A 12813-nucleotide genomic window follows, 5' to 3' on the forward strand; every position below is an offset into this window, starting at 1 on the left:
CAAGCTTCGCGACATATTCTCGGTACTCTAAAGACTTTCTTTTCATGTGGACACGTCCCCTAAATTAGTTTTGTTTAAGTATAAAGAATTCTCACAAGGATGTCTCCACTTTTAAGACTAATTTAAAGATGATCCACTTTTCGCTCAAAAAACTCGAGTTACGCTCAGAATTACCGACCTACGCTCAAAATCCTTTATTTTCGCTCAGAATGAGTGACTTTCGCTCAAACTTGCTGACCCAAGTCTTACTTCGCACCAAAACGGCTGGTTATGCAGTCACCTTTTTCATGGAATCTTACAAATTTCAATACCGACTCTAGTTTTGATTAATCAATAGGCCTTTTTTATATAAAAAGGGGCTTGCACTCAAAGTTGTACACTTTTGAGTCAAGCCCCTTTGCTTTTTATGCCACTGCATGTTCATCATTATCAGATAGTGATTTCTTCTGTCCAATACTCCACCCTGTGTATGCGAGTAACAGGGTAAACATTGGTGATAACCATAAGAACAATGCGTATGGGATGTATTCTATTACGGGTACACCTAATGTTGAAGCGAAGAATGCTCCACTCACACTCCACGGAACGAGCGGGTTCACGAGTGTACCTCCATCTTCTACTGTTCGTGATAAGTTCTTCAATGGTACACCTGATTTTACATATGCATCTTTTAACGCTTGCCCAGGCAGCAGAATCGATAAGTACATCTCGCCTGCTAGCAAGTTGATTCCTACAGAAGAAGCTAATGTTGTTCCAATCAGCTTCCCTGCCTTTTGAGCTGAATCTTTCACAGCACCAAACAATAGATCAAACATACCAAGTACTTGAATGACTCCGCCTAATCCTAATGCGATCAACACGAGAGAGATCGACCACATCATTGACATTAATCCGCCCTTGTTTACGATGCTGTCTACTGTTCCATTTCCTGTTTCCATCTGTAAACCGTTCTGCATCACGTTCATCACTTTTTGTACGGTTAAGTCTGGCAATAGGAAGAAGGAAACCGCGATTGAAGCGACCACACCTGCTAAAAGGATCGGAATGATCGGTAATTTTCTAAACGCTAAGACTAATACAATGATCGGTGAAATCAAAGTTGCCATGTGAATCGGAAATTCATTTGAGAGTACAGATTGGATCTCTTGAATTTCTTGAAATTTCGATGCTCCCGTCGCCTTCCCACCAAGAACAAAAAATGTAATCGTCGTAAGAATGAATGCTGGAACTGTTGTCCACATCATATGGCGAATGTGTTCAAACATGTTTACACCTACAACACCAGGTGCGAAGTTTGTGGAATCTGATAATGGTGACATCTTATCACCAAAACATGCTCCTGAAATAACCGCTCCTGCAGCAAGAGCAGGATTAACACCTAATACGTGTCCGATTCCCATAAGAGCGACCCCAACCGTACCAACAGTGGTAAAAGAACTGCCTGTGAAAGATGAAACAATCGCTGTAATAAGAAGTGCGCTAACGGCGAACCATTCTGGCTGAATGATATCCATCCCATAAAATAGGAGTGTAGGCACTGTTCCGCTAAGCATCCAGCTGGCAATAACAAGTCCAACGGTTAAAAGGATCATGATCGGCTGAAGCCCTGCGATAACTCCGTTTAACATTCCCTTTTCGATTGTTTTCCAGCTTGCTCCGAATGCTGCACCTATAGCCGATAGTAGGACTAAACAAGCAAGCAATGGAATATGTGGTTCTACTTTTATAAAAACAAGACTCGTAAACATTACAGCGAAGATCGCTGCAAACAATACGAGCGCTATTGGTAATGAGAGTTGTTTTTTCATAATGATGTATCTCTCCGTTCGTATAATCATACATTCACTTACACGCTTAAACGCTTTTATGCGTTGAAGTAACTTAGTAACTGATTTACATACTAACGGACTTTACAGATGCTGTCAACCAATTATAGAGATCTCATCCCTTGGCGTAGTGGTTTTTTGTCGGAAGATGTCGACTCATGGTTATTTTTCATTTAACGTGGGATTATTCAAATTAAAGAAGGAATAATCCTGTTTTTCGTGTGATTATTCGAATTAAGCAAGGGATTATATACTTACGAGGGGCTTCTATTGCATATAGAGCCCCAAGGAGAACCCCTAATCCATCCAACAAACAACAAAAAAAGAGCGAGGTACTCACCTCGCTCATCATACTTATCTTCCCCGTCTCGCAAAATCTACAAATCGAAACTTATCCAACCTGTGACGGGATTCCGTATATTGAAATAGACTCGCATCGTCTAAATACACATAGTTTTTGACAACAACGATGTGCTGAAACCCCTCAAGGTCTAATAATCGTTTATCTTCTTCCGTACACTCAACGACTACAATTTCTTTTTTCGCAAAACTGATCGTTAATCCCAGCTCATTTTCTAAATAAGCGTAAATGGATATTTCGGCTATTTCCTTCGACAACTTTGGAACGTATTTTTCTAAAAAGAAGTCCTTGTCCAAAATGATGGTCTCTCCATCGATTTGTCTCGAACGTATCACTTTCCAAACAAGGTCATTTGAATCAGCCTGGAGCTGCTGCTGCAGAAAATTATCTGGTTCGATCAATCCGAATTCATGTACTGTTGTAACACTACTTTTACCCATCGTCTTAGACAGCTCTTGAAAGCTGACTAGCCCCGAAACAGGAAAGCTGAATTTGTTCGTCTCCAAGACAATCGAACCTTTGCCACGGATCTTTTGAATAAATCCGTTTTGCGACAAAAGGTTCAGCGCCTTTCTAACCGTCTCTCTTGATGTTTCATAACGTTCAGCCAGTTCATGTTCAGACGGAAGCTGCGTGTTGGCAGGAAGCACTCCTTCTGCAATTTGAGAAGAAAGTTCTTGATAGATTTCTTGAAATTTACTTTTTCGCATCATTATTCACCATGCTTATTGTAGCATTATTTTTTCAAGTGAAAAACGACAGATTCATATGGTTGCAACGTAAAGGAAGCATAATCTGTTGGTACCGTTTCATAGTTGCTTATGAGCACATCTGCTTGATACCCATCCATTTTCTTCTCCACCGGCAATGTGAACGCAGTCTCCTTGCTGTAAAAATTATTGACTACGAGCAGCTTTTCGTTATGATCACCGTTACGGAAATACGCAAAAATTTGAGGGTGTTCCTCTAAAATCGGCTCATAATCTCCATAAGTGATAATGTCTAGATCTTTTCTAAGTTTATTCAGCTTTTGATAATGATAAAAAACAGATTTTTCATCCTTAATAGCCGCTTCAGCATTGATTTCTTTATAGTTTTTCGCAACAGGGATCCAAGGTTCACCTGATGTGAAACCAGCATTCTCTTCATCATTCCACTGAACAGGAGTACGTGAATTATCACGGGATTTATGTTTTAGAATTTCTAAAATCTCCTCTTCACTTCTTCCTTCTTCTTTTAATAGCTGAAACATATTTAAAGATTCAACGTCACGGTACTGATCGATTGAATCGAATTTCGGATTTGTCATCCCGAACTCTTCACCCTGGTAAATATAAGGTGTACCTTGCATCATATGAATCGTAGTGGCAAGCATTTTTGCCGATTCTACCCGGTACTCGCCATCATTTCCGTAACGGGATACGATTCTTGGCTGATCATGGTTACACCAAAAGAGCGCATTCCAGCCTCCACCTTTATTCATTTCAACCTGCCATGTGGACAAGATCTCTTTGAGCTTCAAGAAATCAAAATCAGCGATGCTCCACTTTTCACCATTTGGATAATCCACTTTTAGATGATGGAAATTGAAAGTCATGCTTAACTCTTTACGGTCAGGATTCGTGTATTTAATACAGTGATCTATGGTTGTCGATGACATTTCCCCAACCGTTAATCCCTCATATTTCGAGAAGACTTCTCTGTTCATCTCCTGCATATATTCGTGAACACGCGGACCATCTGTATAGAATTTACGTCCATCACCTGGTGCTACTGATCCATCATCGTTAGGAAACTCCTGATTTTTCGAGATCAGATTGATAACATCCAGACGGAAGCCATCTACTCCCTTTTCAAACCAGAAGTTCATCATTTCATAAACTTTCTGACGGACTCCTTCGTTCTCCCAGTTCAAATCTGCCTGTGTCACATCAAAGAGATGCAGATAATATTGACCCGTCTCTTCATCTAATTCCCACGCAGAACCTCCGAATTTTGAAACCCAGTTCGTCGGTTCGCCACCGTCCACAGGATCTTTCCAAATGTAAAAATCACGATATGGATTATCCTTAGAAGACCGTGACTTCTGGAACCATTCATGTTCTGTGCTCGTATGGTTCACGACAATATCCATGATGATTTTTAAGGAGCGTTTATGCGCTTCCTCAAGCAAACGGTCAAAGTCTTCCATCGTCCCATATTCTTCATAAATTTTATAATAATCTCGAATGTCATATCCGTTATCCCGCTGAGGAGAGTCATAAATAGGAGTCAGCCACAATACATCGACCCCTAAGTGCTTCAGATAATCCAGTTTATCAATGATTCCTTGAATATCTCCCGTTCCGTTTCCCGTCGTATCATTAAAGCTTTTTGGATAGATTTGATACACCACTGATCGTTTCCACCATGGTTCATTCTTCATGTTTTCACCGCCATTAATTTTTAAGTATCATGAAAACAACCGGAAAAACATACATCCGGTTGTTTGGTTTTACTCGTTTCGTTTACTTCTTTTCTTTTTTCACCTTCGCATAGAAATACGTTAGGACAAATGGTACGACGAGTGCGATACCCATCCCAATAAAGAATGAGCCCCAGCCTCCAGGTAAGATCGAAAGGAATCCTGGAATTCCGCCAACACCGATAGAAGATGCTCTTACACCGGCAATCGTAATCACGATCCCTGCAATTGCAGAACCGATCATCGCAAAGATAAATGGATACCTAAAGCGTAAGTTCACACCGAACATCGCAGGCTCTGTAATACCGAGATATGCAGATAGTGCTGATGTTCCAGCTAAACCTTTAAGCTTCTCATCACGTGAAGCAACGAACATGGCAAGTGCTGCTGAACCTTGAGCAATGTTAGATAACGCAAGCATCGGCCATAAGAACGTTCCGCCAGTGTTTGAGATAAGCTGCAGATCGACAGCTAAGAACGTATGGTGCATACCTGTTACAACAAGAAGTGAGTAGAATCCACCGTAGATTAAACCGCCTAACCATGCAAAGTTATTAAAAATAGATACAAAGAAGTCTGTAACAGCATTTCCGATCGAGAACGTAATCGGCCCGATCACGATAAAAGCTAAGAATCCTGTTACTAAAAGTGTGATAGGTGCTACTAATAAAAGCTGAATGGAATCAGGAATACGTTTTTTCAAAAAGAGTTCAATCTTAGCCAGTACATAGGATGCGATCAGAACGGGCAATACTTGACCTTGATAGCCCACTTTTTCGATCGGCAGACCAAAAAGGTTCCATGTTGGAATGTCTTTGGTTTTACCGTAGTCCCAAGCGTTTAATAGATCTGGATGGACAAGCATCAGTCCGAGTACGATACCAAGTAAAGGACTTCCGCCAAATTTCTTAACCGCTGACCACCCGATTAGACCTGGCAGGAATACGAACGCGGTGTTTGCGATCAGATTAATGATGCCAGCAAGATCAGCCCAATTTTTGTGAACATCAATAAATGATTTGTCATCATAAAAGATTCCCGGTCCAGTCAAGATATTGTTAATACCCATCAATAGACCTGCAGTAACAATGGCAGGTAGGATCGGAATAAAAATATCCGCTAATGCTTTAATCGCACGTTGAAGCGGGTTCATTTTCTTGCTTGCTTCATCTTTAATGTCATCTTTTGAAGCTCGTCCTGAACCAGTAATATCGATAAACTCGTTGTACACTTTATCAACGGTTCCTTGTCCAATAACGACTTGATACTGACCGTTCGCTGAGAACGATCCTTTCACCAAATCAATTTCCTCAAGCGCCTTTTCATCAACTTTTCCTTCATCCTTTAATGCGAGGCGAAGACGTGTAACACAGTGTGTAGCTGCAGATATATTCTCTTTACCGCCGAGAGCCTCGACGATCTGTTCAGCCGATTCGCGGATTTTGCTCATTTATGTTCCCTCCTAGAAACCGTTTCCATTCCATCTAATAAAAAAAGGTCTTATCGCTTCTATACCCTTAACTATCATGTGATGAAAACTTATACTTTAATCAAACTGTATATAAAGCGTTTCCATAGAACAGAAACTTGTATATACATATCACAAAAATAATTTAACCTGTATATACAAATAAGTCAACTCATTCGTTTAAATGGTGTTATTTACTAACACACGGAACTTTTCCTTTTCCCATTTTCTTTTGATATAATCTGTTAAAGAAGATGAAACGAATGGTAAAGGAGATCATAGAATGTCACCTAAAAAAGCACTTACGATCGCAGGCTCTGATACAAGCGGCGGAGCAGGTATACAAGCAGACCTAAAAACATTTCAGGAGTTAGGTGTTTACGGCATGACTGCACTTAACGTTGTAGTCGCTCAAGATCCACACCGTGACTGGTTTCATGAAGTATTTTTACTTCCAAACGATATGTTTAAAAAACAGTTGGAAACAGTAGTTTCAGGAATTGGAGTCGATGCTTTAAAAACCGGTATGCTGGCTTCTGTGGAAGCGATCCAAATTACAGCCGAACACATTGAAAAGCATCATCTTCAAAACGTAGTTATCGATCCTGTTATGGTTTGTAAAGGCGCAAAACCGCTTCACCCTGAACTAGCGAGCACACTTCAAAATGTTCTTGTACCGAAAGCAACAGTGGTAACACCTAACCTTTTTGAAGCAGCACAATTAGCTAGTATGGAACCTATTACGACGGTAGAACACATGATGGAAGCAGCTCACAAGATTCAAGCAAATGGCGCAAAATACGTGATCGTAAAAGGCGGCGGAAAACTTGAACACGAAAATGCTGTAGACGTTTTATATGATGGGAACGAGTTTGAAGTATTAGAGTCAGAAAGAATTGAAACAACATGGACACATGGAGCAGGATGCACATTCTCAGCTGCGATCACAGCTGAACTTGCAAAGGGAAAGTCTCCAAGGGACGCGATTCTTACGGCGAAAGACTTTATTACAGAAGCAATCGCATCTGGTTTTGAACTTAATCAATATGTAGGGCCAACATGGCATGGCGCATACCGCGATAAATGGAATAAGTAATCTTATAAAATGGGCTGTCCGATAAGTTATCTTCATTTACTTTGGACAGCCTCCTTTTATATGAGAATAACTATGCTAAATTTTATGCTAGGCATATCATACACGAATTTTGCTGTTTTGAATTATAATAAGTACATCTATCATATGCAGGAGTGTGAAGGTATGCAGCCTATTCAAGCTAATGATGTCCAGCACGCACTGGATCAATTTATAGGAAAAGAACTTTATTTGCATTTGGAAACAACAAATGGCGCTTATGCCAATCACAATAACGAATCAGTACTTACGGTTAATGCCTATATCCGAAACGGAAAAGTAACCCCTTTGTCTGGAAAGATCATGGGAGACGGCCCTTTTCGTGTCGGTTTAAAAATCGAACTAGGATGGATCTATGCAGAAGGGTTAACACATTGGGAGATCGACTCTGAAGGAAAATTGCTTCTTGCCGGCCATGATCAAGAAGGTCGCCTCGCTGTTGCTCTACAGCTCAGCACTTCCCCATTCGATGTTTAAAGGAGGTTATGAAACATGAACGATCACTTGTTAGTTATTTTTCCGCATCCCGATGATGAAGCTTTCGGAGTATCAGGGACCATCGCCAAACACACGAAAAAGGGATCACCTGTAACTTACATTTGCCTCACTTTAGGTCAGATGGGAAGAAATATGGGAAATCCACCTTTTGCAACACGTGAATCCCTGCCTCTTATCCGTCAAAAAGAATTAGAGAAAGCTTGTGCTGCTGTTGGCATTGAAGATCTGCGTCAATTTGGACTTCGCGATAAGACGATAGAATTCGAAGATGAACAATTTCTCGCTGATGAATTTCTGACTGTAATTAATGAAATAAAGCCTTCGACAATTATTACTTTTTATCCAGGATACAGTGTGCATCCCGACCATGAAGCAACGGGAAGAGCTGTTGTTCGGGCTGTTAAGAGTATGTCCGAATCAGAGCGACCAGAACTTTTATGTGTCGCTTTTGCCAGAAACTCTGAAGAAGATCTTGGTGCACCTCATATTGTTACAGACGTTTCAGATGTATTTGAAGAAAAGATGAACTGTATTAAAGCACACAGATCCCAGACGCAATGGCTTGTTAATAGCGTAGAAAAGGATCCTGGGATGCTGGAATGGGTTCAAAAAGAACGATTTTGGCGTTATCCTCTATAATTTTTCAAAATAAAGAATTCGTTGCCATACTAGGCTTGCGAATTCTTTTTTTATGCATGAAAAACTGAATTGTTAAAAAATTGTACAAATCCATGTAGCATTTTCCTTCTATTGTGGTATACTATTTGTAACAAATCGTTCACAATTTAGACGCTATTTTGTCAAAATTGTAAGCGTGTACACTACTTCAAGGGGTTGATATGTAATGGATGTATTCATGGTTTACTTATTTGTGGCAACTGCGACACCGCTATTCTTGTGGAATGATAGTCGTAAGCTTGCACTCGCACAGATACCGTTTATCGCCCTGTTATGGACTTACGTAGGATTATTTTTGGCATATGACAGCTTAAGCCTGTTTGTTCATAGTTTCTTTATCACGATATTCATAGCAAACGTCGTTTTTGCACACTATGCTGCTTACGTGGTTTGGGGCCGTCCATACCTGGCGAAACGTAAAATGGAAAAAGAATATTAAAATAAAGATGTTGATCCCCTCTAGCCTTACAGAGGGGTTTTTGCATTTAATGGAAAATTAAACCTAAAGAATTTCACGGTATAAAGCCTCTCATCAGTCTCTCATCTCCCCTCACCTTCTATGACGCATATATCACTCTTTTCTTCGATTTTCTTCACTTTTTGCCCGTTTTCTACACTATCTCACCAAACCCTGTTGTCATAAAATCTGACCGTGTTATACTCAGTAACGTTGAATTTTTGACCGGAAAAATAAATAAAAACACAAAAAACTACTATAAAAACAGGAGTGATTAACACCCAGTATGGCTTTTAAAGAATCAAAGAATAAACGTATTGTAATAAAGATTGGTTCCAGCTCATTGACGAGCGGACTTGGAGATATCAGCAGACGTAAATTAGAGCGTCTTGTAGATGAAGTTGTAAAATTAAAAGATGAAGGACACGAAATACTGCTTGTTTCTTCCGGAGCTGTAGCAGCAGGTTACAGAAGATTAGGCTGCTTGAACCGCCCCACTACTTTATCTGAAAAACAAGCCGCTGCTTCTATCGGGCAAGGTCTTCTAATGGAAGCTTATTCTGAAAGATTTGTTTCTCATGGTTATACAGCTTCACAAATTCTGATCACTAGAAGTGACTTTGCAAACCGCGATCGTTACAATAATGCACGAAATACAATAAATGTCCTGTTAGACCGCGGTATCATTCCAATCGTAAATGAAAATGATACTGTAACGGTTGAACGATTAAAGTTTGGAGATAACGATACACTTTCTGCAAAAGTAGCGGGACTTGTAGATGCCGATCAATTGATCATCCTTTCAGATATTGACGGTCTCTATACTGAAGACCCAAGAAAAAATCCAGATGCTAAGCTTTTAACAAAAGTTAGCGAAATCACACCAGAGATTGAAGAATCTGCTGGAGAACCAGGAAGCGATGTTGGTACAGGCGGTATGCGCTCTAAAATTGATGCAGTAAAGATCGCCATGGCTGCCGGAATCTCTTCATTCCTAGGTAACGCGACAGCTGATGACATCATTCATAAAGCAGTAACAGGTGATGCTCGAGGAACTTATTTTGTTCCTATGAATAACGAGTTCAACCTAGATACGAAACTGCAATGGATTGCGTTTCATTCGGGGCCACAAGGCGAGATTGTCGTAACCAACAAAGCCAAAAAAGGCATCGATGATCTGAAAAGCCTTTACCCTACTGGAATTCATTATGTAAGTGGACACTTTAAAAAAGGTTCAGTCGTTCGTATTAAGGACTTAGATGGCAATGAAGTTGGTCTTGGTGTATCAAACTATTCATCAAAACAACTCATTAAGATCAAAGGATTCTCGACAGACGAATTAGAAGAGGTTGGTCCAGAAGAAGCGATCAACAATGATGATTTAGTGTGTCACACTCGGTTAGCGGTCCCTATTCACTAAGATTATATTTAAAAAGTTAAACAAACGTTTAAAAATTACAAGGAGGCGTTGGATGAGTACTTTTAAAAGTACAACCAAACCATTGATTGTAGAAGACCAGGCAAAGCTGGCACAGAAAGCTTCAAAAAAACTTGCTTTATTAAGTGAGAAAGAGAAAAATGAAGCACTATTAGTTATTGCAGATGTTTTAGAGCAAGAATCAGATTATATTCTTAAAGAAAACAAAAAGGACTTAGAGAATGGCGAAGAAAAAGGTTTCTCAGAAGCTCTTATGGACCGTCTTCGTCTCACTTCTGAGCGTGTAAAAGAATTTGCGGATGGGCTTCGCGAAGTTGTTGAACTTCAAGATCCTGTTGGTGAAATTCTGTCAGGATGGACGTTAGATAACGGGTTAAAAGTAGAGCAAGTACGCGTTCCTTTAGGTGTAATCGGTATGATCTATGAAGCAAGACCAAATGTAACGGTGGATGCTACTGGCTTAGCTCTAAAATCAGGTAACGCGATTGTGCTTAAAGGTGGATCAAATGCTATTCATTCCAACTCAGCAATCGTATCCGTTATTCATAAAGCATTAGCTAATACAAAAATTCCTGAGGATGCTGTACAGTTCATCGCTTCAACAGACCGTGAAGCTGCCGGACAGTTGTTTACGATGAAAGAGTACATCGATGTACTGATTCCTCGCGGCGGTGGAAAACTGATTCAAACAGTCGTTGAAAATGCGACAGTCCCTGTACTCGAAACAGGTGTCGGTAACTGCCACATCTATGTCGATCAGTTTGCAGACGTTGATAAAGCACTCGCTATTTTAGAAAATGCAAAAACCGACCGACCTGCTGTATGTAATGCAGCCGAGACGTTTATCTTCCATGAGGCGTGGTTAGAGAAAAACAAAGATCGTGTCGTTGCATTATTTGATAAGCATGGGATCGAAGTTCATGGTGACGAAAAGGCTATCGAATTACTGCCAGACGTCATTCCAGCAACTGAAAAAGACTGGGCTGAAGAATATTTAAGCCTTGCTGTAGCTGTAAAAGTCGTAGGATCTGTTGAAGAAGCTATTGCTCACATCGAGCGTTATGGTACGAAGCACTCTGAATCAGTGGTAACCGAAGACGCTGAGACTGCGGTAAGTTTCTTAAATGCCGTTGATGCAGCAGCTGTATACCATAATGCTTCAACACGCTTTACAGACGGCTCAGCGCTTGGATTTGGAGCGGAGATCGGCATCTCCACGCAAAAACTTCATGCTCGCGGCCCAATGGGGCTACCCGCACTGACAACGATTAAATACCGTATGACAGGTAATGGACAGATTAGATAATAAATGAACATTTTAAAAACAGTCTCGCTTTAGCGGGACTGCTTTTTTATTTTAAAAGCAATATCAAAGGCTCTGCCAAACGAGAGCCCATACAAAAATTCCATACAAAAAAGCCTCCTGCTACTTAAAGCAAGAGGCTTTTTCAATTTTATTTATGACTTCCATGTTCTTCAGACTTTTCTTCTCCACCATGTCCACCATGATTCTCAGTCTTCGGTTCATCATGTTTGTCATGTTTTGCGTGTCCAGCTGTCATTACCCACACCGAACCGGCAACGATGATGATCGCTATAAACGCTGCAAATAGAATATTACCTACTTGTACACGTCCCGTTAGCTTTGTTTTCGTTGAGTTTTCGGTCACGTGCATGAACATGAGTAACTGCAGAGCAGCCTGCAAGAACGCAAAACCGAAAATGATGATTAGAATCCAAGTCAGCGACAAGTCAGTCTCAAGGGCAATCCACAATGCAAACAGCGTTAACACGATGGATAGTACGAATCCAATCAAGTGCTTCCAAGGGAATCCGCCATGTTCGTTTGCTGCAGTTTTATTAGCCATGATGCATCACCATCCCCATCAGATAAACGGCAGTGAAGATAAAAATCCACACAACGTCTAAGAAGTGCCAGTAAAGACTGGTGATGAAAACTTTTGCAGAAGTGGCTGGCGTTAAACCGCGCTTAGCCACTTGAATCAAGACCATGGTTACCCAGAAGATACCGAACGTTACATGGGCACCGTGGGTACCTACAAGAACGAAGAATCCGGACCATGCTGCACTTGTACCAATGTTTGCACCCTCATGGATGAAGTGTAAGAACTCCTGAATCTCAAAATAAAGGAATCCAAGACCTAAACCAAGGGTGATAATCATCCAAAGCATTAAACCTTTAACATTATGACGGCGCATTTCGTGAACTGCCAGTCCGCAGGTAAAACTACTTGTTAAAAGCAGGAAGGTTTGAATAAGCAAACTCTTTACTTCAAACAGTTCCCCAAGAGCGGGACCGTCGGCAATACGATGCGTTAAAACCATATACGTTGCGAATAACGTTGCGAACAACGCAATTTCTGCCCCTAGGAAGATCCAAAAACCGAGAATGTTAAGACGCCCGGTCTCCGAACGATACTCTAAAGGCGTGTTGGGGTCGTGTGTTTCTACATGTGCCATTTTTTCACGC

At 40.7% G+C, this 12813-nt stretch carries 12 protein-coding genes; 6 read left to right on the plus strand and 6 right to left on the minus strand.

All coding sequences use genetic code 11. The annotated features are described in order from the left end of the window. Positions 1-404 precede the first annotated feature (404 nt). From nhaC to treP, 4 genes are all read right to left on the minus strand, one after another. Complete coding sequence (nhaC, locus tag M3206_RS16465; protein ID WP_251313601.1) at positions 405-1808, minus strand: Na+/H+ antiporter NhaC; 1404 nt, start codon at positions 1806-1808, stop codon at positions 405-407. Positions 1809-2180: 372 nt separating this feature from the next. Next, a complete protein-coding gene (treR, locus tag M3206_RS16470) occupies positions 2181-2897 on the minus strand; it encodes a trehalose operon repressor (protein ID WP_251313602.1) in 717 nt (238 codons plus the stop codon). 26 nt (positions 2898-2923) lie between these two features. Then, a complete protein-coding gene (gene treC / locus M3206_RS16475) occupies positions 2924-4612 on the minus strand; it encodes an alpha,alpha-phosphotrehalase (RefSeq protein ID WP_251313603.1) in 1689 nt (562 codons plus the stop codon). A gap of 82 nt (positions 4613-4694) precedes the next feature. Continuing rightward, positions 4695-6101: a PTS system trehalose-specific EIIBC component gene (treP, locus tag M3206_RS16480; protein WP_251313604.1), complete on the minus strand. Its 1407-nt coding sequence runs from the start codon at positions 6099-6101 to the stop codon at positions 4695-4697. Between the two features lie 301 nt (positions 6102-6402). On the opposite strand from treP, the gene pdxK reads away from it, so the two are divergent. From pdxK to M3206_RS16510, 6 genes are all read left to right on the plus strand, one after another. After that, a complete protein-coding gene (pdxK, locus tag M3206_RS16485) occupies positions 6403-7215 on the plus strand; it encodes a pyridoxine/pyridoxal/pyridoxamine kinase (protein WP_251313605.1) in 813 nt (270 codons plus the stop codon). Positions 7216-7377: 162 nt separating this feature from the next. Then, a complete protein-coding gene (locus tag M3206_RS16490; protein ID WP_251313606.1) occupies positions 7378-7728 on the plus strand; it encodes a YojF family protein in 351 nt (116 codons plus the stop codon). A gap of 15 nt (positions 7729-7743) precedes the next feature. After that, positions 7744-8388 carry a bacillithiol biosynthesis deacetylase BshB2 gene (gene bshB2, locus M3206_RS16495; protein ID WP_251313607.1) on the plus strand — a complete coding sequence of 215 codons (645 nt, stop codon included), beginning with the start codon at positions 7744-7746 and terminating at the stop codon, positions 8386-8388. 205 nt (positions 8389-8593) lie between these two features. Next, the gene (locus tag M3206_RS16500) at positions 8594-8866 is read left to right on the plus strand and encodes a spore morphogenesis/germination protein YwcE (protein WP_251313608.1); all 273 of its coding nucleotides are present in this window, start codon (positions 8594-8596) and stop codon (positions 8864-8866) included. Positions 8867-9170: 304 nt separating this feature from the next. Then, positions 9171-10304, plus strand: a complete 1134-nt coding sequence (gene proB / locus M3206_RS16505) for a glutamate 5-kinase (RefSeq protein ID WP_251313609.1) — start codon at positions 9171-9173, stop codon at positions 10302-10304. 52 nt (positions 10305-10356) lie between these two features. Beyond that, the gene (locus tag M3206_RS16510; RefSeq protein WP_251313610.1) at positions 10357-11628 is read left to right on the plus strand and encodes a glutamate-5-semialdehyde dehydrogenase; all 1272 of its coding nucleotides are present in this window, start codon (positions 10357-10359) and stop codon (positions 11626-11628) included. A 148-nt stretch (positions 11629-11776) separates the two neighbouring features. Here the strand turns inward: M3206_RS16510 and qoxD are convergent, their stop codons facing one another. Together qoxD and qoxC are read right to left on the minus strand one after the other, a co-directional pair. Then, positions 11777-12190: a cytochrome aa3 quinol oxidase subunit IV gene (qoxD, locus tag M3206_RS16515; protein ID WP_251313611.1), complete on the minus strand. Its 414-nt coding sequence runs from the start codon at positions 12188-12190 to the stop codon at positions 11777-11779. Further along, complete coding sequence (qoxC, locus tag M3206_RS16520) at positions 12183-12803, minus strand: cytochrome aa3 quinol oxidase subunit III (RefSeq protein WP_130297134.1); 621 nt, start codon at positions 12801-12803, stop codon at positions 12183-12185. Before qoxC ends, qoxD begins: the two co-directional genes overlap by 8 nt. Between the last annotated feature and the right edge of the window lie 10 nt (positions 12804-12813).

Source organism: Fictibacillus phosphorivorans (assembly GCF_023715845.1).
Lineage (GTDB): Bacteria > Bacillota > Bacilli > Bacillales > Fictibacillaceae > Fictibacillus > Fictibacillus phosphorivorans_D.